The sequence below is a fragment of the Pseudomonas sp. 31-12 genome, assembly GCF_003151075.1.
Lineage (GTDB): Bacteria > Pseudomonadota > Gammaproteobacteria > Pseudomonadales > Pseudomonadaceae > Aquipseudomonas.
Genome location: NZ_CP029482.1, coordinates 3,643,844 through 3,667,453, shown reverse-complemented (window position 1 = coordinate 3,667,453; position 23,610 = coordinate 3,643,844). Strand labels below are relative to the sequence as shown.

The window sequence follows — 23,610 nt, the reverse complement described above, 5'->3', positions numbered from 1 at the left end:
GTTAGGTTCCTCCTTGGAAAACGGACGCCAAGCATAGGACAACTTCGCTCACGCGCTAAGTCGGCTGCGCAATAACTTCGCCATGCTCTCCAGTTCCGCCGCCGGGTTATGCCCGATCAGCATCCACGCATGCTCCATGTCCGCCCAATACACCACATTCATCCTGTGCCGAATCTCATGGGTGAAATGCCGACTGCCACTGTTGGAGCGCTTGGCGCACAAGGCTATCGGACCATGCGACGGATCCAGATAAGTAATCTGCGCGATGGGCATGCCGTCGTACTCGAGGATTTGCGCACGCTTCAATTCGGACCGAGGCAGGGCCAGTTGCGCAGGCGTCAGGCTCAAGCCCAGCCGCGCGTCGATGGTGCGCAATTGCGCCCGTTGCGAAGCTTCGTCGACGGGCAAGTGCTCCAGGGTTTGCGGCACGTACAGCGACATATAGTCGGCGACCAGGCCCCGCCAATTGCTCTTTTCCTGGCTCATTTGCCAGCCAAGAAACAAACGATCCGCTACCACACCGCCCACCACCAGGCTCGCCGCAGCGGCAAGGAACCAGCGCCGATTCAGGGCCGGGCGTTCAGGCGATGGCAAGGTGTCGAGCATCGACTGCAAGCGGTCGATGGGCGCCTGTTGAGCCAGTTCGTCGTAGGCTTCTTTGAACGGCAGGCTGCTGCGGGCCAGCCATTGCAGGCGCAGGTTGAGTGTCGAGTCTTCAGCAATGGCCGCGTCGATGCGGGTGCGCTGGTCGGCATCAAGTTGATCGTCGAGGTACGCCACCAGTTGCTCGTCCGTGGGTGTCGTTCGGTCGTTCATCGACGTTCTCCCGTGAAAGGGTTCGGTACTGTGTGCAGCGGCGGATATTCCGCCAGCTTCACCCGGGCAGTGGCGAGGCGGCTCATGACGGTGCCGATGGGCACTTGAAGCACATCGGCGACTTCGCGATACGACAAGCCTTCGACATACGCCAGGTACACCGTCTCGCGTTGGGCCTCGGGCAGGGCGTCGACGCGGCGGATGACCTGGGCGGCGAGCACATGGGTCTGCGCCACGGATTCACCGTCAAACGACAACTGGCTATCGGCATCCACCAGACCCTGACCCTGGCGCACCCGCCGGGAGCGTACTTCGTTGAGCCAGATCGAATGCAGAATGCTCAGCAGCCAGCGGTCCATGCGAGTGCCGGGTACAAACTGCCCGGCACGCTCAAGCGCCCGAACGCACGTGGCTTGCACCAGGTCTTCGGCGACATGTCGTTGCCGGGACAGCAGCAGGCCGTAACGCCATAAACGCGTCAGATGCTGGCCCAGTTCTGCTCGTATTGTCTGATCGCTGGCGATGGCGACCTCCATCTGTTCGGTGTGTCAGGTTTTCGATGAATCGTTGATGGCTTCGGCCAGGTCCTGGTATTCCTCGCACGTGCTGCCACAGATCGATTTGATCTGCTGCAACTGCTCTTGCGCCAGGTCCAGCCGACCTTTGATCACGTAGGCCTCGCCGAGGTATTCACGCACTTGCGCATACCGAGGATCGAGTTTGACCGATTGCAGGTAATAACCGATGCCTTCGTCGGTGCGCCCCAGTTTACGCGTGGCGTAGCCGCGATAGTTAAGGGCCTTGGCGGTATTGGGATTCTTGAGCGTGTCGAGCAGCGCCAGGGCTTCTTCGTAACGACCGTCCCTGGCCAGGCGATAAGCGTAATCGGTGCGGTCGGCGTCCGGTACCAGGCGGCTGGTCTGCATCATGCACTTCTGCGACTTGGTGTCGAAAACCTGGCCTTTGGGGCAGTTGGGTTTGGCAGGGGCGTCATCGTCGCCATCGGCCAGGGCCAGCGAGCCGGACAATGCCACGGCAAGCAACAGCGGGGCGGCGGCGAAAACAGCAAGACGGATGTTCATGAGCAAGGCTCCGCAGTTGAATTCGTTTCAGTTTGAACCACGCCCGGGCAGCATCCGGCGCAAGGTGTTGTCGCGCAAGCCGTAATGGTGAACAAGCGCCATGACCGCATGGAGACCGGCCAGAATGATGATGGCCCAAGCCACTTGTTCGTGCAGGCCGCCGAAGACCGAACGCATGCTTTTGTCGAACGTCAGCAGAGTTGGGACATCGAACAGGCCGAAAAAGTTGAAAGGTTCTGCCTGGGCCCAGCGAAACACGAAACCCAGCACAATCTGGCTCAACAACAAAGCATAGAGCGCCCAGTGCGCGGTCGTCGCCAGCACATTCATAGCGCCCTGATTGGCGGATGGCAAACGACGTCCGCGGGACATGCGCCAGAGCAGTCGGCCGATCACGATCACGGCCAACAAGATGCCGCAGGAAATGTGCAGCGCCTGCAATTCCTTGCGCAACGGCGTGCCTTTTTCCAGTTGCTGCCAAACCTGTGCACTGGCGAACAGGCCAATCACCAGCAGTGCAGTCAGCCAGTGCAGGCTCATGGTGAGGCGGTCGTAACGGGGCGGTGAATCGGGGTTCAGGTTGTTCACGGGCAATTCTCATGAAGTGTTGATTGGAGAACACCGCAGGGTGAACAATTATTCATTTCTTTGGCAGGGAAAGCGCAAATCGAGGCGCTATGCTCGACAGCATTCGTTGTCGATCGGGAGCACTGCCATGAAAGATCAGGTCCATCATTCTGCCGCCACGGGCTATAAAACCGCCGCCGACACTTATGTACGCGGGCGGCCGGATTATCCGCCACTAGTGGCCGAGTGGCTGAGCGAGACCCTGGGATTGAATGCGGACACCACCGTCATCGACTTGGGCGCGGGCACCGGTAAATTTACCGGACGACTGGTGGCGACCGGCGCGCAGGTGATTGCGGTGGAGCCGGTGGCGCAGATGCTTGAAAAACTGACGCTGGCCTTCCCGGACGTTTTGGCAGTCAGTGGCACGGCGACGGATCTCCCACTGCCCGATGCCTCGGTGGATGTGGTGGTCTGCGCCCAGGCCTTTCACTGGTTTGCCAGCACCGAAGCCTTGACCGAAATCGCGCGGGTCCTCAAGCCCGGCGGCAAGCTGGGCCTGGTGTGGAACCGGCGGGACACCAAGGTGAGTTGGGTGCCGAAACTGGATGCGATCGTCAATGCGCTGGAAGGCGATACGCCGCGCTATTACACGGGAGCCTGGCGTCGGGCCTTTCCTCATCCGGCGTTCGGGCCGTTGCAGGCGCAGCATTTCAGCCATGGGCACACGGGAGCGCCGGAGGATGTGATTTTCAATCGGGTGCGCTCGACCAGTTTTATTGCGGCATTGCCTGAAGAGCAGCGCAAGATCGTGGATGAACAGCTGCACGCGTTGATAGCCGGGGAACCTGAGTTGCGCGGGAAGGATGTGGTGACCGTGCCGTATGAAACTGTGGCGTTTGTGGCGGTGAAGGGCAGTTGATTCAGCGGTGCGGCCTTAGCGAGCAAGCCCATCCACTGAAGATTCATGAGCCAGTCCCGCTTTTGGCCGAACCACTGCCTTACTCCCCACCTAGATGCCTTGTTATAGTCCGGGCCTCATTTCTACCCCGGTAAAGGATCACTGCCATGTCTCAGTACACCGCGTTCACCGTTGAACTGGCCGATAAAATCGCCCATGTGCAGATCAACCGCCCGGAAAAGATCAATTCGATGAACGCCGCGTTCTGGAGCGAGATCATCGAGATTTTCCAGTGGATCGACGACACCGACGAAGCCCGGGTGGTGGTGCTCAGTGGCGCCGGCAAGCACTTTTCCTCCGGCATCGACCTGATGATGCTGGCCGGGGTGGCCAATGAACTGGGCAAGGACGTCGGCCGCAATGCACGCCTGCTGCGCCGCAAAATCCTCGCCCTGCAAGCGTCGTTCAATGCCGTCGATAATTGCCGCAAGCCCGTGCTGGCAGCGATTCAGGGTTATTGCCTGGGTGGCGCCATCGATCTGATTGCCGCGTGTGACATGCGTTACGCTGCCGAAGACGCGCAATTCTCGATCAAGGAAATCGACATCGGCATGGCCGCCGACGTGGGCACTTTGCAACGCTTGCCGCGGATCATCGGTGACGGCATGCTGCGTGAACTGGCTTACACTGGTCGCAACTTCGGCGCCGAGGAAGCGCGCAGTATCGGTCTGGTCAATCGCGTTTACAGCGACCCTGCCAGCCTGTTGGACGGAGTGATGGGCATTGCCCGGGAAATTGCCAGCAAGTCGCCGATCGCGGTCACCGGCACCAAAGAGATGATCAGCTACATGCGCGACCACCGCATCGACGACGGCCTCGAATACGTCGCCACCTGGAACGCCGCCATGCTGCAATCCACCGATTTGCGCGTGGCCATGGCCGCCCATATGAGCAAACAGAAACCCGAATTTCTGGATTGATTAAACATGACTTCACGCTGGACCACTGCAGTACTGGACACCGATCAACCCGGCGGCTGGGCCGTGGCTCGCAGCCCCGAAGGCTTTTTGTTCGATGACAATGGCGCGCTGTTCCCTCGCGAATGGCTCAAGCGTCAGGACTTGTCGATCCTGGCCGAACATGGCATCGGTCACCTCGATGGTGAACCGGTCTATCTGCTGGAATTGCGCAGTCACAGCGATGTGCCGGGCTGCAACTGGAAAGGCCTGCGGGCGTTCATGCTCGATGGCGACCACACGGTGTACAAGGTGCTCGGTTATGCCGCGCAGATTGGCACCTGGTATCGCGAGCATCGCTTTTGTGGCAACTGTGGCCAGGCGGCGACGCAAGTGCCCCGTGAACGGGCGATGTACTGCGAGCCGTGTGATTTGCGTTATTACCCGCGCATCTCGCCGAGCATGATTGTGCTGGTGACCCGCGGCGATGAAGTGCTGCTGGCCCGTTCGCCGCGCTTTGTGACTGGGGTCTACAGCACGTTGGCCGGGTTTGCCGAACCCGGTGAGTCAGCCGAGGATTGCCTGATTCGCGAAGTGCGCGAGGAGGTGCAGATCGAGGTCAAGAACATCCAGTACCTGGGCAGCCAGTGCTGGCCGTTCCCGCACTCGATGATGCTCGGTTTTCACGCCGAGTACGCTGGCGGCGAGATTGTCTGCCAGGAAGACGAGATCGAAGACGCCCAGTGGTTCAACGTGCATGAGTTGCCGCCTTTGCCGGCGTCGCGCTCGATTGCCCGTTACCTCATCGACGTCTACGTGGCGCGGCGCTTAGGCCACGCTGAACCAGTGTTGCCAGGCTAACCGCACGGTCAGGCCCAGCACCACGGTGATGAACACCGGGCGAATAAACTTCGCGCCGCCGCTGATGGCGGTGCGAGCCCCGAAGAACGCGCCGACCATCACCGACAGGCCCATGCTCAGACCGATGATCCAGTCCACCTGCCCGGAAAACACGAACACCGACAGCGCCGCGATGTTGCTGACGAAGTTCATGCTGCGCGCGACGCCGCTGGCCTTCACCAGGTCAATCGGATACATCAGCATACTGCTGACGGTCCAGAACGCGCCGGTGCCCGGACCGGCCACGCCGTCGTAGAAACCGAGGCTGAAGCCTTGGGTCGATTGCCACTTTTTCTTGATCGGTGCGTCGCTGTCCAGCGGCGCTTTTGGCGTGCCGCCGAACAACAAATACAGGCCACAGGCGAACACGATCACCGGGAGCATTTTGTTCAGCCATTCGGCGGGCAGGTAATGCGCGACCACGGCGCCGGTCAGCGCACCGACCAGCGTGCCGACGATGGCGTGCACCCACTGCCTTGGATGGAACAGCTTGCGGCGGTAGAAGGTGAAACTGGCGGTGGCGGAGCCGAAAGTCGAACTCAGTTTGTTGGTGCCCAGCACCAGGTGCGGCGGCAGGCCGGCGGTCAACAGCGCCGGAGTGGTCAGCAGACCGCCACCGCCGGCAATGGCGTCGATGAAACCGGCAATGAAAGCGACGAAGGCCAGAATGGCCAGAGTGGTGAGGTCAACGCTGAGTTCGAAAGGCATGGAAATCTGCTTATTCGGCGGGGTGCAGCAAGGGGCTGCGGGGAAGGGCCGATATCTTACCTAGATCCTGACTTTGCGGCGACCCGTCTGGCCCCATCGCGAGCAAGCCCGCTCCCACACTGGATCTGTGGCGGTCACAAATCCCCTGTGGGAGCGAGCCTGCTCGCGATGGCGTCAGCCCAAACAACACATCACTTTGGCTGCGGCCCATTCCCGATCTGCCACACAAACGGCGGCTCGGTCCCGTTGATCGTCCAGTCCCCGACAATCCGCGCCTTGTAGATCAGCGGATTGTGCGACGACACCGTCCGCGCATTGCGCCAATGCCGGTCCAGCGATTTCCCTTCACGAACATCCGAAGCGCCCAGCGCATTGAACAACTGGGTGGTCGCCCGCAGGATCAATTCAGAAACCACCCCTTGCGCCTTGGCCGATTCGATTTCCGCCGCGACATTCGCTGCCCGCTCCAGCACTTCATCACCCGAGAACCGCGCCAGATACGCCCGTTGCGCCGGTTCCGCAGCCTTCAAGGCACTCGCTTCTGCGGCATACACCCATGCCGCGATGTCCCCGACCACTTGCTGAACCTGCGCATCCTGGCTGACGTGCTGAGCATTGCCGTGGCTGTAAATGCGTTTGCGCTCGCGCACCTGATGTGCCACGTCGCGCAATGTCGCGCGGCCGATCCCGGCAAGAGTTGCCAGCAGTACCAGCTGATAGAACGCGGTCTGGTATTTAAAGCGGGTGGCGAAGTCGATGACGTTCTCGGCGTCCACTTCAGCGTCGATAAACCGCGAGGTGCCGCTGCCGGTGGTGCGCTGGCCGAAACCGTCCCAGTCATCGCTCTGCACGATCCCGGGCTGGCGGGAGCGGACCGCGGCAATCACATCGCCGCCGGTGTCGCTACGCTGGGCGTACACGTCGATCCAGTCGGAAAACAGGCTGCCGGTACTGTAGAACTTTTCACCATTGAGTCGCCATTGATCACCGTGGGGCGAGACTTTGGTGATGACGTCGCCGATGGCCACGCTGCCAATTTCGGTCCAGGCATTGCCAACGATGTCACCGTCGACAAAGCGCTTGAACCACAAATCCCGGCCCGGTCCCGGCGACGAGTTCAAGCGGTCCTCGACAAAGGCGAGATGCCCGCGCAGGGCCTGGGGCACATTGGAATCGGCTTCGGCCAGTTCGATCAGCAATTCGAACAATTGCGGCACGGACGCGCCGCCACCGCCATATTCCACCGGCACCCGTACGGCGCCGAAACCTGCGTCCTTGAGCCATTGAATCGGCTCGAAGGGCAGGCTGCGGGACTGCTCACGTTCTATGGCGCCGGCGGCGATGCGCTGGAAGATCGGCCGGAATCTTGAGGCCAGTGCCTCATAGTCAGTGCCGATGGACAGAGGGTTGATGATCTGGTGTTCGGTCATGGGAGGATTCCTTGGGCAGTGAATGCCAAGGAGGGATTGCACGGACCATGCCTGGCACTTCAGGCCAGGTTTTGCGCGACATGGTCGCTGTTCAGAAGTGCCCAACTGTTGCCCAGCCAACAGCGCATCCGCAAATTGCCCCGGACACACCGACATCTGTGGCGAGGGAGCTTGCTCCCGCTGGGCTGCGCAGCGGCCCCAGAATTTTTGTGAGCGCTGCGCACTCAAGCGGGAGCAAGCTCCCTCGCCACAGTTCTCTCACAAGTAACCAGCACTGGCACGGTTGCTGCTCTGACCCAAGGACTTCCCAACGTCCCGAGGACATGCCAATGAGTCAGCAAGCCGTCAAATTTGCCTACTGGGTGCCGAACGTCAGCGGCGGGCTGGTGGTCAGCAAGATCGAGCAACGTACCCACTGGGGCATCGATTACAACCGCAAGCTGGCGCAACTGGCTGAAGAGGCCGGGTTCGAATATGCGCTTACGCAGATTCGTTTCACCGCCGGTTACGGTGCCGAGTTCCAGCACGAGTCGGTCGCCTTCAGCCATGCGCTGCTGGCCGCAACCACCAAACTGAAGGTGATCGCCGCGATCCTGCCGGGGCCTTGGCAACCGGCATTGGCGGCCAAGCAACTGGCGACCATCGATCAACTGACTAACGGCCGGGTCGCGGTGAATATCGTCAGCGGCTGGTTCAAGGGCGAATTCCAGGCGATTGGCGAACACTGGCTCGAGCACGACGAGCGTTATCGCCGTTCCGAAGAATTCATTCGCTCACTCAAAGGCATCTGGTCTCAGGAGAACTTCACCTTTCGTGGTGACTTTTATCGCTTCGACAACTACAGCCTCAAGCCCAAGCCACTGGGCCAGCCGGAAATATTCCAGGGCGGCAGTTCCCGCGCAGCCCGGGACATGGCGGCGCGGGTGTCGGACTGGTACTTCACCAACGGCAACACGCCTGAAGGCATCAAGGCTCAGGTCGACGACATCCGCTTCAAGGCGGCAGCCAATCATCACTCGGTGAAAATCGGCGTGAATGCGTTTGTCATCGCCCGCGACACGGAAGAAGAGGCCCGGGCAGTCTTGGCGCAAATCATCGATCAGGCCGATCCGGAAGCAGTGAGTGCCTTTGGTGACGCGGCAAAGCAAGCGGGCAGGGCGTCACCAGAGGGCGAGGGCAACTGGGCGAAATCGACGTTTGAGGATCTGGTGCAATACAACGATGGCTTCAAGACCAACCTGATCGGCACGCCACAACAGATTGCCGAGCGCATCGTGGCGTTGAAAGCGGTGGGCGTGGACCTGGTGCTGGCGGGGTTCCTGCACTTCCAGGAAGAAGTGGAGTATTTCGGCAAGCGGGTGTTGCCGCTGGTGCGGGAGCTGGAGGCGAAAGCAGCTATCAAGAAGCAGACGGCTGTCGTCTGAACACAATAGATCCCTGTGGGAGCGGGCTTGCCCGCGATAGCGGAGTGACAGACAACATCATCGTTGAATGTCAGTCAGTCATCGCGGGCAAGCCCGCTCCCACAATGGATTTAGGTGAAGTTACAGGCCCAGGTCGGACAGACTCGGATGATCATCCGGACGAGGCCCCAGCGGCCAGTGGAACTTGCGGTCGCTTTCCTTGATCGGCATGTCGTTGATGCAGGCAAACCGGTTGGCCATCAAGCCGTTCTCGTCGAACTCCCAGTTTTCGTTGCCGTAGGAACGGAACCAGTTGCCCGAGTCGTCGTGCCATTCATAGGCATAACGCACTGCAATGCGGTTGTCGGTGAAGGCCCAGAGTTCCTTGATCAGGCGGTAATCCAGTTCCTTGGCCCATTTGCGGGTCAGGAAACCTTTGGCTTCTTCGCGGTTGTAGGCGAACTCGGCTCGGTTACGCCACTTGGTGTCCAGGGTGTAGGCCAGCGACACGCGTTCCGGATCACGGGAGTTCCAGCCGTCTTCGGCCAGGCGAACTTTTTCGATGGCCGATTCACGGGTGAAGGGCGGCAATGGCGGACGAACTTCTGCGTTAGACATTTAACGTCTCCCTCTCAAATTAAAGTTCAAGCAAGTTGTCGGGCTTGGTTCAAGTGTTACAGGTCCAATAACTTTCGCGCCATGCATTGCGCATTATCGGCGGCACTGTGATCACCCATCACAAGCGCTACGGTAATGGCACCGTCGATCAGGATCAGCAGCTGTTTGGCCAACGTCTCCGGGTCGGTAGCGCCATGTTCGGTGCAGAGCTCGCGCACGTAGTCGAGCAGCTTCTGTTTGTGGTCTTTGGCGACCAGGCGGACCGGGTCTTGCGGGTCGCCGGTTTCGCCGCTGGTGTTAATGAATGCGCAGCCACGGAAGCCTTCGGAGGCGAACCAGGCCTTGAGCACGGCAAACAGGTTAAGGAGGCGGTCGGCCGGGGTTTCAGCCTGATCGACTTCACTTCGGTACCAGTGCATCCAGCGCACGTCGCGGCGTTGCAGGGCGGCGACGGTCAGCTCCTCCTTGTTGGCGAAGTAACGGTAGATACTTTTTCTGGAGACGCCGGCGGTTTTCACCAGAAGATCCATCCCGGTGGCGGCGATGCCACTTTTATAGATCAACTTTTCGGTGACATCCAGAATGATGTCGCGTGTGTCGTTGCTGGTTAGTTCGTTCATGTGGCAAACAGTAGAACGATCGTTCTCCTTGGTCAAGCGGATATTTTATTGTTGATTAAAAAGCCATCGCTAGCAGGCTAGCTCCCACAGGGGAATGCATTTCAAATGTGGGAGCTAGCCTGCTAGCGATGGGGGTAGCACAGACGCCAGCAAGACCCAAGCCCATCCATGGTGTAAGCTCTCGGACTCTTCGGAATTGACCCTTTGCGAGCCCTATGCCGTCGCTTTTCAAACGCTCTCTGCTGCCTAAACTGCGCAGTTTTCCGCTGACCGCCGATGCCGTCACCATTCTTTCCGGCGCTGCCGAGTTCCGTCGTTGCCTGCTGGAAAAAATCGCCAGCGCCACCCAGCGCATCTACATCGTCGCGTTGTATTTGCAGCAGGACGAGGCCGGTCAGGAAATCCTTGATGCCTTGCACGCCGCCAAACTGGCGCGTCCAGAACTGGACGTGGTCGTGGTGGTGGACTGGCTGCGCGCTCAGCGCGGCTTGATCGGTGCCGGCAAGCAGCCGGGCAACTCCGCCTGGTATCAAGAGGCGACGCGCACCCACGAAAGTGTTGTGCCGGTTTACGGCGTGCCGGTGCAAACCCGCGAGCTGTTTGGCGTGCTGCATTTGAAAGGCTTCGTGATCGACGACTGCGTGATCTACAGCGGCGCGAGCCTGAACAACGTTTACCTGCACAAATTCGACAAGTACCGCTACGACCGTTATCACCTGCTGCGGAACTCCGCATTGGCTGATTCCATGCAGCACTTGATCCAGCACGGTCTGGTCGCCTCCAAAGCGGTGCATCGCCTCGACCTGCCGAACCTGCCGACCACCCGCAGCCTGCGCAACGACATTGGCGATTTACGCAGCCGCCTCAAGCACGCGGCGTACGACACCACGGCCGGCAGTACCGCGAAGGGCGGTTTGTCGGTGAGTCCGTTGCTCGGTGTGGGCAAGAACAACCCGTTGAGTCGGGTGATCTGCGAACTGATCGCCAGCGCTCAGCATCAGTTGACCATCTGCACCCCGTACTTCAACCTGCCGCTGGCGGTGACCCGGGAAATCAACCGGGCCCTGGGCCGTGGCGTGAAGATTGACATCGTGGTCGGTGACAAGACCGCCAACGACTTCTACATCCCGCCAAGCGAGCCATTCAAGGTGATCGCGGCGCTGCCGTATCTCTACGAGATCAGCCTGCGACGCTTCGCCAAACGCCATCAGCACAGCATCGACAGCGGCAAGCTGAACCTGCATTTGTGGAAGGATGGCGACAACACCTATCACCTCAAAGGCATGTGGATCGACAAGCGCTACACCTTGTTGACCGGCAATAACCTCAATCCACGGGCGTTCCGTCTTGACCTGGAAAACGCGCTGTTGATCGACGACCCGAAAGGCGAACTGCTGGAACCGCGCAGTAAAGAACTGGGCGAGATTTTCCAGAACACCACGCGCATCCAGCGTTATCAGGATCTGGAGACGCTGCTGGAATACCCGGCGGCGGTGGCCAAGTTCCTCAAGCGCGTCAGCCGGGTACGGATCGAGCGGTTGCTCTATCGCATTCTGTAAGGCTCAGTGTTGCCGGGGTTGTGGCCATAGGGCCACCAACAGCAACAGCGCAGCGGCGACCAGATAGGGCAGGCGCGGTTCGATGTCGTAGATCAACGTCGCGGCCAGCGGCCCGATAACCACGCCAAAGCCCTGCGCGGCACCAATGGAGCCGGCGGTGGCGCCTTGTTCCGAGGCATCGACCGCGTTGGCCGCCAGTGCGGCGAACGACGGAAAGATCAGGCCCATCCCGCCCGCCGACACGAAAAAGCACAGCCACAACCCCCATGCTGTATCCGCCAGGATGCTGCCGGCAAAGCCCACGGCCGCCACCAGCGCGCCCGCGCGGATGAGCCGCAGCGGCGGCCATTCGAGCCGGCGCACCACCAGTTGCGAACAGATCAACGCGAAACCGACCATGGTCAAGGCAATGCCAGCGGTTTGCGCGGCATCGGCCGGGCTCATGCCGAGACGGTCGAGGGCGAAAAAACCGACGGTGATCTGCGCAATCGACACACAGAGCATCGCCACGAACGCGACGGCCATCGGGCGGCGTAGCCGTGGATCGTTCAGATGAACCTTGCGCGGCGCTTGCCGCAGGTGCAGTTCCTGCCCCTTGAGCTTGTAGTGCAGCACCACGAACGCCAGCAACGGCAGGACCGCCATGGCATAGAACGGCAAGCTCAGGCTGAAGCGCGACAACAAGGCCGCAATCGCCGGTCCGATCACCAGGCCGCAGGCGTTGGCCGCGCCCAAGGCAGCCATGGCTTTGGCTCGGTGTTGCGGCTCGATGTTATCGGCGATCAACGCGTTGCCACCCACCGGAATCGCGGCATAGAACACGCCGATCAGGCCGCGTCCGATCATCAACCCGATAAACCCCAGCAGCGCCGACGGCAGAAACCGCAGCGAGGCGTCGATGAACAGGCACAAGGCCCAGTAAGCAAGGGTGAGGCCGGCCGTGGCGACCAGCAGAATCCGTCTCCGGCCATAGCGGTCACTGGCCTGGCCCCACGGACGGGCGAGCAACATCCAGATCACCCCGGACACCGTCACCGCCGCGCCGGCCTGCCAGGTGGCCAGGCCCAACACCCGGGCGATCGGCCCGATCAGGGAGACGAACGCCATCATCGACATGGAACAGGCCATGTTGGCGACCATGAGTGGGCGCAGGTCGAAGGCAGGGGTGGTCATGGTGAGTCTTCCGTGAGCTTTTGTTATTGGCGGGGGATGTTAGCGCGGGTTGTGTGCTTGGCAGGAGGAATATCGGCGGCAGTGATAATGCCTTCGCGAGCAAGCCCGCTCCGACACTGAAATTGTGAACGATACAAACCCCTTGTGGGAGCGGGCTTGCTCGCGAAGAGGCCCGCTCAGACGCTACAAAAAAATCAGTTCAAACCCAGCTTCCCACGCAACGTCGACAAATCCTCAGCCAACGTATTCACCGGCCCAACCAACGCTTTGCGGTCGTTTTCCTTCACCTTGTCATACGTCTCAAACCCACCGTCTTTGGTTTTGTACTTGGCCAGAATCTTGTTCACGCTGGCGAAGTTCTTGTCGACCTTGGCAATAAACGCCGCGTCCTGCTTCTCGATCTGCGGACGGAACAGGTCGACGATTTTCTTCGCGCCGTCGATGTTGCCCTGGAAGTCGTACAGGTCGGTGTGGCTGTAGCGGTCTTCTTCACCGGAGATCTTGGTGGCCGCCACTTCTTCCAGCAGCGCAGCAGCACCGCCTACCACTTTCTCAGGTGGGAAGGTCAGGCCGACCACGCGGGTTTGCAGGTCTTTGACGTCTTTGTTCAAGCCATCGGCCAGTTCATTGAGGCCCTTGGTGCTGTTCTCCGAGAACAGCGAATACTCGATGCGGTGGAAACCGGTGAAGTCTTCGGCTTTCACGCCTTTTTCGTGGTCATCGACACGAGAGTCGATGGACGCATCGAGGTCACTGAACAGCTCGGCAATCGGCTCGATCGACTCGTAGTAAACCCGGGTCGGCGCGTAGAGTTTCCTGGCGGTGGCCAGGTCACCTATTTTCACGGCATCGGTGAACTGCTGGGTGTGGCTGGCCAACTCATCCAGTTGCTCGGTGACGTAGATTTTGTAATCGGAAATCGGCTGCACCAGCTCCAACGGCGCCGTCACCGTCGCCGCGAAAGCCGAAAGCGGGGTATTGAGCAAGCCAAGGGTCAGCAATAACGCGAGTGGCGACTTTTTCATGGGACGGTTCCGTGTGGGGGTTGATCAGGTGTTTGTTTTGGGTGAGGTAGCGTCAAGCAGCGAGCGACCGATGAAGTCCTTGTCGCTCGTCACACCCGGCAGGGTGAAGAAGTAACCGCCGCCGACGGGCTTGAGGTATTCCTCCAACGGCTCGCCGTTGAGTCGGGTCTGCACGGTGATGAAGCCTTTTTCCAGATCGGCCTGGTAGCAGATGAACAGCAAGCCCATGTCCAGCTGCCCGTTTTTGTTCACCCCGTTGGAGTAGTTGAACGGCCGGCGCAGGATCAGGTTGGCCTGGGTCGCGGCGGTGCGCGGGTTGGCGAGGCGGATGTGCGCGTCGAGCTTGGTCAGCTTGCCTTCCGGGTCCTTGGCATAGTCCGGGAGCTGGGTTTCATGTTCGCCGCCCATGGGCGCGCCCGTGCTTTTAATGCGCCCGAGGATGCTTTCCTGTTCCTGCAAGGGTGTGCGGTCCCAGCGCTCGACGAAGTTGCGGATAATCCGCACCGCCTGGTAGCTGCCATTGGCCGCCCACGCCGGTTCGTCGCTGCCCGGTTGCACCCAGACAATGCTGTCCATGGCCTTGGCGTCGTTGGAATCGGGGTTCGCCGAGCCGTCGCGAAAACCCAGGAAATTGCGTGCGCTCTGCGCCGGTACACCGGGTTTCGTCGGCGCCTGTGGCGGCACGCTGCCTTCCTGTTTCCAGCGCACCAGCAGCAGGTCCGGCAGGTTTTTCACGATGTCGCGCAGGGCGTGGATGTTGGTGTCGGTGGTGTTGGCGCAGAACTGCAAACTCAGGTCGCCGTGGCAGCAATCGGCTTCCAGTGCATCGTTGGGGAAACCGACCATGCGCATCAGCCGTTTCGGTTTGGCTGCGGCCAGGCCGAAGCGCTCGTCGAACAGCGATTCGCCCACCGACACGGTGATGGTCAGGTTGTCCGGCGTGACCACCGGGCCGAGGATTCCTGAATCCACCGGCGGCAGTTTCGGATCGACTTGCGCCACCGGGCCGCCCTGCATCAGGAACGCGATGCGCTCGTTGAGGGTGCGGAACAGCCGCTCCAGGTCCTCGCGATCACTGGCCAACACGTCGAACGAGACCAACATGCCGGACGCCGGACGCGGGGTAACGATGCCGGTCTGGTGCTGGCCGTGGAACGCGTGGCGGTCTTCGGTCTTGTCGCTGCTCGGCGCCTCGGTGACTTGCGCGGGGCTCGCGGCCATCGCCGGGCAACTCAGTGCGGAGCCTGCCAGCGCGACACCGGCGGCGCCCATGCCCATCAATACCCGGCGACGCTGGAGGTTGAAGTGTTCTGAATCGTTCATCGTTTTGAGTCTTCTGCTTAAAGGCCGGAGAGGCCGAGGGCGGGATCGATGGCGTCGAGTGCGTCGGCCAGGGCCTTGGTCTTGTCGGCGATCTGTTTGCACTGTTCGGCGGTGACCGTGTCATAGGTCGCGTAGCCGTCCTTGACCTTCAGGCCATTAAGTTCGGCATCGAGCGCGGTGATCGCACCGTCGATCTTGGGCAGCAACTCGGCGGCAGACTTGGTCAACAACGGGCGCAACAGGTCGACGACTTTGCGCGCAGCAAAGAGGTTGGCGGCAAAACCGTTCAGGTCGATGTGGCTGTAGCGCTCTTCTTCGCCGCTGCTGGCGCGCACATCGGAGAGGCTGTTGAGATCGCGCACGACAATGCTCACCAGTTGCTCCGGTGGCAGCGACTGGGCGAGCAGTTGCTGCTTAAGCGTGGTGACGTCGTTGCTCATGCGCTGGGCAACCGGCGTCAAGCCGTCGAGGTTGCGTTGCTGGAACAGCGCGTATTCGATCCGGTGGAAACCGCTGAAGGCCGGGTCCTGCTCGCGTTTCTCGAAGTAATCGGCGCGGGCGTTGATCGCGTTGTCCAGCTCGGCCAGACGCTGGGCAGCCGGCGCGATCCGTTGATAGGCCGCGCGGGCAGGCACATACAGCGCTTGTGCCTGGCTCAGGTCACCGGCCGCGATGGCTTGCTCAAGGGCGGCGACGGCTTTGATCAGTGCGCTGCCCTGGCTGCTCAGGTACACGCGGAATTCCGACAACGGCCCCACGAACGCGACCATCGACGGTTTGGCCTTGGCCGCCGCGTCGGAAGCGGCGGTCGGGGTCACGTGCAAAGTGCCGCGCGGGTTGCTCAGCAGTCCACAGGTGATCGCGTAGTCGCCGGGAAGCAGGTTGGCGTTGATGACCTGACTCAGGCCCGGCGCGATGTTCTCCCGTTCTTCGACCACCAGCACGCCGTCGAGGATTTCCCATTCAACGGCCCGATCCGAGCGATTGACGATACGGAAACTGGCGCGGCCCGCCGGAACGGTCAGCGCATTCGGCTCACAGCTGTGCGAGTGAATGGTCACCAGCACTTCATCATGGTTGGTCTGGCGCTTGGCGGCGGCCATTTTCGAGGCGTAGTAGAACAGGCCACCGGCGGCGATCATCACGATCACCGAACCGGCCACCGCCCAGCGCAAGGCGCGGGGAGGCAAGGCCTGGAGAGGGGCTTGATTTGGCATGGGTGCCCTTACTGGCTGGAAACGGAAGAGGGTTGTTCAGCGAGTGCGGGCGCAGGGAGAAAAAACATCACCAGCGCCACTACCAGGTAAATCAGATAGGCCCCGAGGGTGCTGACCGTCGGCGCGTCCTGGTAACCGAACATGCCGGCCAGCACCGAACCTACCGGGCCGTCCATCGGCAGCGTCGCACTGAAATCGAAGAGCACGGTTTGCAGGTGATTCCACACCCCGGCCTCATGCAGCGCCTGCACCGAGTTGGCGAGAATGCCGGCCGCGACCACCAGGATGAACAGACCGGTCCAGCGGAAGAATGCGCCGAGGTTCAAGCGCATGCTGCCGGTGTAAATGAGGAACCCGACGATGACCGCAAGGATCAGGCCGAGGAGGGCGCCAATCGGCGCTGCCGGGCCTTCGCTCTGCTGGAACACCGCGAGCAGGAAGAACACCGTTTCCAGACCCTCGCGGGCCACGGCGAAAAACACCATGGCGATCAGCGCGGTCACCTGATGTTTGGAGCCGGTCAGCGCGTGATCGAGGGAGACGTGCAGCGAGTGCTTGATCGAACGCGCCACTTTGCGCATCCAGAACACCATCGAGCTGAGAATGCCGACGGCCACCAGGCCGACCACGCCTTCAAACAGTTCCTGTTGTTTCTGCGGGAACTCGGCGCTCACCAGTTCCAGACCACCGCCCACCAGCAGGGCCAGCGCAACGGCGAGGAACACGCCGATCCACACCGCGGGCATCCACTGGCCACGGCCTGTCTGCTTGAGGTAGCTGGCGATGATGCCAACGATCAATGCAGCTTCAATGCCTTCGCGCAGCATGATCAAAAAAGGGACAAGCATTCAGCACCGTCGCGAAATTAGATAGGGTGCTAATTTGTAACATAATGACACTAATTCCCAAATGGCATTCATTGGCATTTACCTGAACCTAACCTGAACAACTCTGAAGATCACACTAATCCCTGTGGGAGCGGGCTTGCCCGCGATGGCGGAGTGTCAGTCGACATTTATTTTGAATATGCAGCCGTCATCGCGGGCAAGCCCGCTCCCACAGGGATTTTGGCTGTCCATGGGATCTGCATTGAACTGACGGCTGCGCTAATATGCCGGCACTCAAACAAGAACAAGGCCCACCTCGCTCAATGTCGGAAAAAGACACCATCGCCATTCAACTGGTGCGCGAAGCCCTGTTGCAAAGCTGCGCCCCTGGAGCCGCCACCGACGAGGTGTTGAACAAGGTCGGCATCGATCCGGCGCTGCTGCACACCACCGATGCCCGGGTCCCGGCCACTGCCTATGCGCGGCTATGGCGCTTGCTCGCCCGGCGCGGGGATGACGAGTTTTTTGGCATGGACCCGCGCAAGCTCAAGTCCGGCAGCCTTGAGTTTCTCTGTCGCAGCTCGATGATCCAGCCGAGCCTGGCGGCCGGCCTGACCTCAGGCCTGAGTTTTCTGTCGTTGATGCTCGAACGCATGCCCGCGCAGTTGGTTCATCAGCAAAGCCTGGCGGAGATCGTGTTGCTGGAAGACGACCAGGACCCGCGCCGCGCCTTTACCTATTTCACTTACTGGATGATCGTGCATGGTGTCGCCTGTTGGTTGGCCGGGCGACGTATACCGATTCTGGCCATCGAACTGCGCTGCCCGGAGCCGGATTTCTGCGATGACTATCAGGTGATGTTCTCCGAGAACCTGCGATTCGATCGGCCTCGCACGCGGATGATTTTCTCGGCCGATTGCCTGGACCTGCCGATCAAGCGCAGCCCGGAAGAGCTCAAGCGGTTCCTGGCCCATGCGCCGGCGAATATTCTGGTCAAGTACCGCGACCCGGAAAGCCTGGCGAGCCGGATCAAGCATGATCTGCGGCAGTTGCCTGCCGAACAGTGGCCGGAGACTGAACCGCTGGCGCAACAACTGTGCATGTCGGCCTCGACCTTGCGCCGGCGGCTGGCGGAAGAAGGGCAGACTTATCAAGGGCTCAAGGACAGCGTGCGCAAGGAATTGGCGATTGTGTGGCTGGCCGAGCCGCACATCAGCTTCGCCGAAATCGCTGCGCGGTTGGGGTTTGCGGATGCGAGTTCGTTCTACAAGGCGTTTCGCAAGTGGTCGGGGTCGAATCCGGGGCATTACCGGAGCTTGATCCTCAACGAAGCACACTGATCCGGATTCTGTGTTGACAGGGCTGACGCCATCGCGAGCAGGCCCGGAAAGGCAACCCACCTCTTGAACCTTGGCCAAACCAGTCAGACAACTTGATAGCTTTGACCATTGCCCCGATCACCGCGCGGGGCGAGTATTTCTGTGGTTTTTACGGTTCCCCCAACCTAACAAAAATACAGAGGGATTCTGGCAATGCGCGATTACTTGTCTGCCACGTCACAGTTCAATTATCAGCACACCGTCGACGCCGCTCTTGCCGGTGATTTGACTGCCCTCAACGCCTGCGTCGAGTGTTGCGACCGGCATGCCTTGCCGGGGCGCATTGCGCTGTTCTGGGAAGGCCGCGACGGCGCCAGCGCGACGTACACCTTCAGCGACCTGCAGGACAAGGCCGCGCGTTTTGCCAATTTCCTCCTGGCCCAAGGCGTGAAGAGGGGCGACAAGGTCGCCGGCCTCTTGCCACGCAACATTGAATTATTGATCACCGTCTTCGCGACCTGGCGCATCGGCGCGGTCTATCAGCCGCTGTTCACCGCCTTCGGCCCGAAAGCCATCGAGCACCGTCTCAGTAGCTCCGGCGCCAAAGTGGTGGTCACCGACGCGGTCAACCGCCCCAAACTCGCTGAAGTTGCTGACTGCCCGACCATCGTCACCGTCGGCGGTGCGAAAGGCCAAGGCATTGTCCGTGGCGATTACAGTTTCTGGGCCGAACTGGCCAATTACTCCGCCGAGTGCGAACCGGTGCTGCTGACCGGCGAAGACCCGTTCCTGCTGATGTTCACCTCGGGCACCACCGGCCCGTCGAAAGCCTTGTCGGTGCCGCTCAAGGCCATCGTCGCCTTCGAAAGCTACACCCGCGACGCCGTAGACCTGCGCCCCGAAGACGCGTTCTGGAACGTGGCCGATCCGGGCTGGGCCTACGGCATCTATTTCGGCGTTACCGGGCCGATGGCGATGGGGCATCCGATCACCTTTTACGACGGCCCGTTCACCCTCGAAAGCACCTGCCGGGTCATCAACAAATACCGCATCACTAACCTCACCGGTTCCCCGACGGCCTACCGCTTGCTGATTGCCGGCGGCGATGAATTCGCCAAATCGATCAAGGGCAAACTGCGCATTGTCAGCAGCGCCGGCGAGCCGCTGAATCCGGAAGTGATCCGCTGGTTCGCCGACAACCTCGGCGTGGTCATTCACGACCACTACGGGCAGACCGAACTGGGCATGGTCCTGTGCAATCACCACGGCCTGGAACACCCGATCCACATGGGCGCCGCCGGTTTCGCCTCGCCGGGTCACCGCATCGTGGTGCTCGACGACGAATACAAGGAACTCGGCGTCGGTCAGCCCGGCATCCTCGCCATCGACCGTACCCAGTCACCGATGTGCTGGTTCGCCGGTTACGAAGGCGCGCCAACCAAAGCGTTCGTCGGCAACTATTACCTGAGCGGTGACACCGTCGAGTGGAACCCGGACGGCAGCATCAGCTTCGTCGGCCGCAGCGATGACGTGATTACCACCTCCGGTTACCGCGTTGGCCCGTTCGACGTGGAAAGTGCGCTGATCGAACACCCGGCCGTGATCGAAGCCGCCGTCGTCGGCAAACCCGATCCGGAGCGTACCGAACTGGTGAAAGCCTTCGTGGTGATTTGTGAGCAATACCGCGCGACGCCGGAACTGGCCGAAGAACTGCGCCAACACGTGCGCAAGCGTCTGGCGGCGCATTCGTACCCGCGTGAAATCGAATTTGTCAGCGAGTTGCCGAAAACCCCAAGCGGCAAATTGCAGCGCTTTATCTTGCGCAACCAGGAAATCGCAAAGGCTCAAGAGGCCGCCGCGAAGAACGTTTCAGCTTGAATCAAGGAAACAATGATGCAGATCGAAAACAAGGTTTTTCTCGTCACCGGCGGTGCGTCGGGCCTCGGTGCGGCCACCGCTGAAATGCTGGTCGCAGCGGGCGCGAAAGTGATGCTGGTGGACATGAACGCCGAGGCCGTTGCGGCACAGGCTGAACGTCTCGGTGCGCAAAGCGTGGTGGCGGACATCAGCGACGAAGCTGCCGCCGAAGCTGCCGTGCAAGCGACGGTAAAAGCCTTTGGCGGCCTCAACGGTCTGGTCAACTGCGCCGGCATCGTGCGGGGCGAGAAGATCCTCGGCAAGAACGGCCCGCACGCGCTGGCCAGTTTCAGCCAGGTGATCAACGTCAACCTGATCGGCAGCTTCAACATGCTGCGTCTGGCGTCGGCGGCCATCGCCGAAACCGAAGCGGATGCCGACGGCGAGCGCGGCGTGATCATCAACACCGCATCGGCGGCCGCGTACGATGGCCAGATCGGTCAGGCGGCTTATGCAGCGTCCAAAGGCGCGATCGTCAGCCTGACCTTGCCCGCCGCCCGTGAACTGGCGCGCTTCGGCATCCGCGTGATGACCATCGCCCCGGGCATTTTCGAAACCCCGATGATGGCCGGCATGACCCCGGAAGTCCGCGCCTCCCTGGCGGCCGGCGTGCCATTTCCGCCGCGCCTGGGCAAACCGGACGAGTATGCCGCGCTGGTCAGGCATATCATTGAAAACAGCATGCTCAATGGCGAGGTGATCCGTCTCGACGGTGCCTTGCGCATGGCCGCCAAATAAGGAGGATTTGTCATGACTACTTCCAACGATCCTATTGTTATCGTCAGCGCCGTCCGCACTCCGATGGGCGGTTTTCAGGGCGAACTGAAAAGCCTGACCGCACCGCAACTCGGTGCCGCTGCGATTCGTGCAGCGGTCGAACGCGCCGGTATCGCCCCTGAATCGGTCGAAGAAGTGCTGTTTGGCTGCGTACTGCCCGCCGGTCTCGGCCAGGCACCGGCGCGCCAGGCCGCGTTGGGCGCGGGGCTGGATAAATCGACCCGCTGCACCACGCTGAACAAGATGTGCGGCTCGGGCATGGAAGCGGCGATTCTGGCCCACGACATGCTCGTCGCCGGCAGCGCCGACGTGGTCGTTGCGGGCGGCATGGAAAGCATGTCCAACGCGCCGTACCTGCTGGACCGCGCCCGTAGCGGTTACCGCATGGGCCATGGCCGCGTGCTCGATTCGATGTTCCTCGACGGCCTCGAAGACGCCTACGACAAGGGCCGCCTGATGGGCACCTTCGCCGAGGATTGCGCCGAAACCAACGGTTTCAGCCGCGAAGCCCAGGACGCGTTTGCCATCGCCTCGACCACCCGCGCACAGCAGGCGATCAAGGATGGCAACTTCAAGGACGAGATCGTGCCGATCACGGTGACCGTCGGCAAAGAACAGGTGCTGATCAGCAACGACGAACAGCCGCCAAAAGCCAAGCTGGACAAGATCACTTCGCTGAAACCGGCGTTCCGCGAGGGCGGCACGGTGACGGCGGCCAACTCCAGTTCGATCTCCGACGGTGCGGCGGCGCTGGTGCTGATGCGCCGGTCCGAAGCACAGAAACAAGGTCTGAAACCGCTGGCAGTGATTCACGGCCACGCCGCGTTTGCCGACACCCCGGGCCTGTTCCCGGTGGCGCCGGTGGGTGCGATCAAGAAGCTGCTGAAGAAAACCGGCTGGTCCGTGGATGACGTCGAGTTGTTCGAAGTCAACGAAGCGTTCGCCGTCGTCAGCCTCGTGACCATGACCAAACTGGAAATCCCCCACGAGAAAATCAACGTCCACGGCGGCGCTTGCGCCTTGGGCCACCCGATTGGTGCGTCTGGTGCGCGGATCCTCGTGACCTTGCTCTCGGCCCTGCGCCAGAAAGGCCTGAAACGCGGCGTTGCAGCGATCTGCATCGGCGGCGGTGAAGCCACGGCCATGGCGGTGGAATGCCTCTACTAAGGCTGACGCAAGCCCCTGTGGGAGCGGGCTTTGTGGCGAGGGGGCTTGCCCCCGTTCGAGTGCGCAGCGCTCGCAGATTCTTGGGGCCGCTACGCGGCCCAACGGGGGCAAGCCCCCTCGCCACAAGACTCCCCCAGGTTCTGTGTCTTGACCCATTTAAGGATTTGGCATGATTCCCAATGACGAACAACTTCAGATCAGCGACGCCGCCCGGCAATTCGCCCAGGAACGGCTGAAACCGTTCGCTGCCGAGTGGGACCGCGAGCATCGCTTCCCCAAGGAAGCCATCGGCGAGATGGCCGAGCTGGGTTTCTTCGGCATGCTGGTGCCGGAGGAGTGGGGCGGTTGCGACACCGGTTACCTGGCCTACGCCATGGCCCTGGAAGAGATCGCGGCCGGTGACGGCGCCTGTTCGACCATCATGAGCGTGCACAACTCGGTCGGTTGCGTGCCGATCCTCAAGTACGGCAACGACGATCAGAAAGAACGCTTCCTCAAGCCATTGGCCAGCGGTGCGATGCTCGGCGCCTTTGCCCTGACGGAACCGCAAGCCGGCTCCGACGCCAGCGGCCTGAAAACCCGCGCGCGCCTGGAAGGCGATCACTACGTGCTCAACGGCTGCAAGCAGTTCATCACCTCCGGGCAGAACGCCGGGGTGGTGATCGTATTCGCGGTGACCGACCCGAGTGCCGGCAAGCGCGGCATTACGGCGCTGATCGTGCCGACCGATTCGCCGGGCTACAAAGTCGCCCGAGTCGAAGACAAACTCGGCCAGCACGCCTCCGACACCTGTCAGATCCTCTTCGAAGACGTCAAAGTGCCGGTGGCCAATCGTTTGGGTGAGGAGGGCGAGGGTTACCGGATCGCCCTGGCCAACCTCGAAGGCGGCCGTGTCGGCATCGCTTCGCAATCGGTGGGTATGGCCCGCGCCGCGTTTGAAGCGGCTCGCGACTACGCCCGTGAACGCGAGAGCTTCGGCAAACCGATCATCGAACATCAAGCCGTAGCCTTCCGCCTGGCGGACATGGCGACGCAAATCGCCGTCGCCCGGCAGATGGTGCATTACGCAGCGGCACTGAGGGACAGCGGCAAACCGGCCTTGGTCGAAGCGTCCATGGCCAAGCTGTTCGCCTCGGAAATGGCCGAGAAGGTCTGCTCCTCGGCGTTGCAAACCCTCGGCGGTTACGGTTACCTGAACGACTTCCCGCTGGAGCGGATCTACCGCGACGTGCGGGTGTGCCAGATCTACGAAGGCACCAGCGATATTCAACGCATGGTTATTTCGCGCAATCTTTAAAAGGAGTC

At 61.2% G+C, this 23,610-nt stretch carries 23 protein-coding genes; 10 read left to right on the top strand and 13 right to left on the bottom strand.

Annotation, left to right across the window (positions count from 1 at the left end; genetic code table 11):
• Nucleotides 1-48 precede the first annotated feature (48 nt).
• From DJ564_RS17200 to DJ564_RS17185, 4 genes are read right to left on the bottom strand one after another with little or no spacing between them, the layout of a single operon-like run.
• A complete protein-coding gene (locus DJ564_RS17200; protein ID WP_109631782.1) occupies nt 49-816 on the bottom strand; it encodes an anti-sigma factor in 768 nt (255 codons plus the stop codon).
• Nucleotides 813-1,352, bottom strand: coding sequence for an RNA polymerase sigma factor (locus DJ564_RS17195; protein WP_178082307.1), 540 nt, complete (start codon nt 1,350-1,352; stop codon nt 813-815). The genes DJ564_RS17200 and DJ564_RS17195 overlap by 4 nt, the downstream gene beginning before the upstream one ends.
• Nucleotides 1,353-1,364: 12 nt before the next feature.
• Complete coding sequence (locus DJ564_RS17190) at nt 1,365-1,898, bottom strand: tetratricopeptide repeat protein (protein WP_109631779.1); 534 nt, start codon at nt 1,896-1,898, stop codon at nt 1,365-1,367.
• Between the two features lie 27 nt (nt 1,899-1,925).
• Nucleotides 1,926-2,486, bottom strand: a complete 561-nt coding sequence (locus tag DJ564_RS17185) for a cytochrome b (RefSeq protein WP_109631777.1) — start codon at nt 2,484-2,486, stop codon at nt 1,926-1,928.
• A 127-nt stretch (nt 2,487-2,613) separates the two neighbouring features.
• Between DJ564_RS17185 and DJ564_RS17180 the strand changes: the two genes are divergently transcribed.
• The 3 genes from DJ564_RS17180 to nudC all read left to right on the top strand — a co-directional run bounded on the left by DJ564_RS17180 (nt 2,614) and on the right by nudC (nt 5,183).
• Nucleotides 2,614-3,387 carry a class I SAM-dependent methyltransferase gene (locus tag DJ564_RS17180; protein ID WP_109631773.1) on the top strand — a complete coding sequence of 258 codons (774 nt, stop codon included), beginning with the start codon at nt 2,614-2,616 and terminating at the stop codon, nt 3,385-3,387.
• Nucleotides 3,388-3,533: 146 nt separating this feature from the next.
• Nucleotides 3,534-4,346, top strand: coding sequence for a crotonase/enoyl-CoA hydratase family protein (locus tag DJ564_RS17175; RefSeq protein WP_109631771.1), 813 nt, complete (start codon nt 3,534-3,536; stop codon nt 4,344-4,346).
• A gap of 6 nt (nt 4,347-4,352) precedes the next feature.
• Complete coding sequence (nudC, locus tag DJ564_RS17170; protein ID WP_083376822.1) at nt 4,353-5,183, top strand: NAD(+) diphosphatase; 831 nt, start codon at nt 4,353-4,355, stop codon at nt 5,181-5,183.
• Here the strand turns inward: nudC and DJ564_RS17165 are convergent.
• Nucleotides 5,151-5,930: a TSUP family transporter gene (locus DJ564_RS17165; protein WP_109631768.1), complete on the bottom strand. Its 780-nt coding sequence runs from the start codon at nt 5,928-5,930 to the stop codon at nt 5,151-5,153. The two genes, nudC and DJ564_RS17165, sit on opposite strands and share 33 nt — an antisense overlap.
• A gap of 191 nt (nt 5,931-6,121) precedes the next feature.
• Nucleotides 6,122-7,360, bottom strand: coding sequence for an acyl-CoA dehydrogenase family protein (locus tag DJ564_RS17160; protein WP_109631765.1), 1,239 nt, complete (start codon nt 7,358-7,360; stop codon nt 6,122-6,124).
• 329 nt (nt 7,361-7,689) lie between these two features.
• Between DJ564_RS17160 and sfnG the strand changes: the two genes are divergently transcribed.
• Nucleotides 7,690-8,784 carry a dimethylsulfone monooxygenase SfnG gene (gene sfnG, locus DJ564_RS17155; RefSeq protein WP_109631763.1) on the top strand — a complete coding sequence of 365 codons (1,095 nt, stop codon included), beginning with the start codon at nt 7,690-7,692 and terminating at the stop codon, nt 8,782-8,784.
• Between the two features lie 120 nt (nt 8,785-8,904).
• Here the strand turns inward: sfnG and DJ564_RS17145 are convergent, their stop codons facing one another.
• Together DJ564_RS17145 and DJ564_RS17140 are read right to left on the bottom strand one after the other, a co-directional pair.
• Entirely contained in the window at nt 8,905-9,381 is a 477-nt protein-coding gene (locus tag DJ564_RS17145; RefSeq protein WP_109631760.1) for a nuclear transport factor 2 family protein, read from the bottom strand.
• Between the two features lie 56 nt (nt 9,382-9,437).
• Entirely contained in the window at nt 9,438-10,001 is a 564-nt protein-coding gene (locus tag DJ564_RS17140) for a TetR/AcrR family transcriptional regulator (protein WP_109631757.1), read from the bottom strand.
• Between the two features lie 215 nt (nt 10,002-10,216).
• Between DJ564_RS17140 and pssA the strand changes: the two genes are divergently transcribed.
• Entirely contained in the window at nt 10,217-11,560 is a 1,344-nt protein-coding gene (gene pssA, locus DJ564_RS17135; RefSeq protein ID WP_109631754.1) for a CDP-diacylglycerol--serine O-phosphatidyltransferase, read from the top strand.
• Between the two features lie 3 nt (nt 11,561-11,563).
• Here the strand turns inward: pssA and DJ564_RS17130 are convergent, their stop codons facing one another.
• The 5 genes from DJ564_RS17130 to efeU form a co-directional block, all read right to left on the bottom strand.
• Nucleotides 11,564-12,733: an MFS transporter gene (locus tag DJ564_RS17130; protein WP_109631752.1), complete on the bottom strand. Its 1,170-nt coding sequence runs from the start codon at nt 12,731-12,733 to the stop codon at nt 11,564-11,566.
• 194 nt (nt 12,734-12,927) lie between these two features.
• Nucleotides 12,928-13,758 carry an iron uptake system protein EfeO gene (gene efeO, locus DJ564_RS17125; protein ID WP_109631749.1) on the bottom strand — a complete coding sequence of 277 codons (831 nt, stop codon included), beginning with the start codon at nt 13,756-13,758 and terminating at the stop codon, nt 12,928-12,930.
• Nucleotides 13,759-13,782: 24 nt separating this feature from the next.
• Nucleotides 13,783-15,081, bottom strand: a complete 1,299-nt coding sequence (gene efeB, locus DJ564_RS17120) for an iron uptake transporter deferrochelatase/peroxidase subunit (RefSeq protein ID WP_109631746.1) — start codon at nt 15,079-15,081, stop codon at nt 13,783-13,785.
• A gap of 17 nt (nt 15,082-15,098) precedes the next feature.
• Nucleotides 15,099-16,298: an iron uptake system protein EfeO gene (efeO, locus tag DJ564_RS17115; RefSeq protein WP_109631743.1), complete on the bottom strand. Its 1,200-nt coding sequence runs from the start codon at nt 16,296-16,298 to the stop codon at nt 15,099-15,101.
• Between the two features lie 8 nt (nt 16,299-16,306).
• The gene (efeU, locus tag DJ564_RS17110) at nt 16,307-17,146 is read right to left on the bottom strand and encodes an iron uptake transporter permease EfeU (protein WP_109631741.1); all 840 of its coding nucleotides are present in this window, start codon (nt 17,144-17,146) and stop codon (nt 16,307-16,309) included.
• A gap of 302 nt (nt 17,147-17,448) precedes the next feature.
• On the opposite strand from efeU, the gene DJ564_RS17100 reads away from it, so the two are divergent.
• The 5 genes from DJ564_RS17100 to DJ564_RS17075 all read left to right on the top strand — a co-directional run bounded on the left by DJ564_RS17100 (nt 17,449) and on the right by DJ564_RS17075 (nt 23,602).
• Entirely contained in the window at nt 17,449-18,465 is a 1,017-nt protein-coding gene (locus DJ564_RS17100) for an AraC family transcriptional regulator (protein WP_109631738.1), read from the top strand.
• A 192-nt stretch (nt 18,466-18,657) separates the two neighbouring features.
• A complete protein-coding gene (locus tag DJ564_RS17095) occupies nt 18,658-20,322 on the top strand; it encodes an AMP-binding protein (protein WP_109631735.1) in 1,665 nt (554 codons plus the stop codon).
• Nucleotides 20,323-20,337: 15 nt separating this feature from the next.
• The gene (locus tag DJ564_RS17090) at nt 20,338-21,099 is read left to right on the top strand and encodes an SDR family NAD(P)-dependent oxidoreductase (RefSeq protein ID WP_109631732.1); all 762 of its coding nucleotides are present in this window, start codon (nt 20,338-20,340) and stop codon (nt 21,097-21,099) included.
• Between the two features lie 12 nt (nt 21,100-21,111).
• On the top strand, nt 21,112-22,305 hold the full coding sequence (locus DJ564_RS17085) for an acetyl-CoA C-acyltransferase (RefSeq protein WP_109631730.1): 1,194 nt from the start codon (nt 21,112-21,114) through the stop codon (nt 22,303-22,305).
• A 169-nt stretch (nt 22,306-22,474) separates the two neighbouring features.
• Complete coding sequence (locus DJ564_RS17075; protein WP_109631727.1) at nt 22,475-23,602, top strand: acyl-CoA dehydrogenase; 1,128 nt, start codon at nt 22,475-22,477, stop codon at nt 23,600-23,602.
• Nucleotides 23,603-23,610: the final 8 nt, after the last annotated feature.

Coding starts and splice junctions, on each gene's coding strand:
- DJ564_RS17200 (WP_109631782.1), bottom strand. CDS start 816: ATGAACGACCGAACGACACCCACGGACGAGCAACTGGTGGCGTACCTC.
- DJ564_RS17075 (WP_109631727.1), top strand. CDS start 22,475: ATGATTCCCAATGACGAACAACTTCAGATCAGCGACGCCGCCCGGCAA.
- DJ564_RS17100 (WP_109631738.1), top strand. CDS start 17,449: ATGTCGGAAAAAGACACCATCGCCATTCAACTGGTGCGCGAAGCCCTG.
- pssA (WP_109631754.1), top strand. CDS start 10,217: ATGCCGTCGCTTTTCAAACGCTCTCTGCTGCCTAAACTGCGCAGTTTT.
- efeO (WP_109631749.1), bottom strand. CDS start 13,758: ATGAAAAAGTCGCCACTCGCGTTATTGCTGACCCTTGGCTTGCTCAAT.
- DJ564_RS17195 (WP_178082307.1), bottom strand. CDS start 1,352: ATGGAGGTCGCCATCGCCAGCGATCAGACAATACGAGCAGAACTGGGC.
- efeO (WP_109631743.1), bottom strand. CDS start 16,298: ATGCCAAATCAAGCCCCTCTCCAGGCCTTGCCTCCCCGCGCCTTGCGC.
- DJ564_RS17130 (WP_109631752.1), bottom strand. CDS start 12,733: ATGACCACCCCTGCCTTCGACCTGCGCCCACTCATGGTCGCCAACATG.
- DJ564_RS17160 (WP_109631765.1), bottom strand. CDS start 7,360: ATGACCGAACACCAGATCATCAACCCTCTGTCCATCGGCACTGACTAT.
- DJ564_RS17180 (WP_109631773.1), top strand. CDS start 2,614: ATGAAAGATCAGGTCCATCATTCTGCCGCCACGGGCTATAAAACCGCC.
- DJ564_RS17190 (WP_109631779.1), bottom strand. CDS start 1,898: ATGAACATCCGTCTTGCTGTTTTCGCCGCCGCCCCGCTGTTGCTTGCC.
- DJ564_RS17175 (WP_109631771.1), top strand. CDS start 3,534: ATGTCTCAGTACACCGCGTTCACCGTTGAACTGGCCGATAAAATCGCC.
- nudC (WP_083376822.1), top strand. CDS start 4,353: ATGACTTCACGCTGGACCACTGCAGTACTGGACACCGATCAACCCGGC.
- efeB (WP_109631746.1), bottom strand. CDS start 15,081: ATGAACGATTCAGAACACTTCAACCTCCAGCGTCGCCGGGTATTGATG.
- sfnG (WP_109631763.1), top strand. CDS start 7,690: ATGAGTCAGCAAGCCGTCAAATTTGCCTACTGGGTGCCGAACGTCAGC.
- DJ564_RS17140 (WP_109631757.1), bottom strand. CDS start 10,001: ATGAACGAACTAACCAGCAACGACACACGCGACATCATTCTGGATGTC.
- DJ564_RS17145 (WP_109631760.1), bottom strand. CDS start 9,381: ATGTCTAACGCAGAAGTTCGTCCGCCATTGCCGCCCTTCACCCGTGAA.
- DJ564_RS17165 (WP_109631768.1), bottom strand. CDS start 5,930: ATGCCTTTCGAACTCAGCGTTGACCTCACCACTCTGGCCATTCTGGCC.
- DJ564_RS17085 (WP_109631730.1), top strand. CDS start 21,112: ATGACTACTTCCAACGATCCTATTGTTATCGTCAGCGCCGTCCGCACT.
- efeU (WP_109631741.1), bottom strand. CDS start 17,146: ATGCTTGTCCCTTTTTTGATCATGCTGCGCGAAGGCATTGAAGCTGCA.
- DJ564_RS17090 (WP_109631732.1), top strand. CDS start 20,338: ATGCAGATCGAAAACAAGGTTTTTCTCGTCACCGGCGGTGCGTCGGGC.
- DJ564_RS17095 (WP_109631735.1), top strand. CDS start 18,658: ATGCGCGATTACTTGTCTGCCACGTCACAGTTCAATTATCAGCACACC.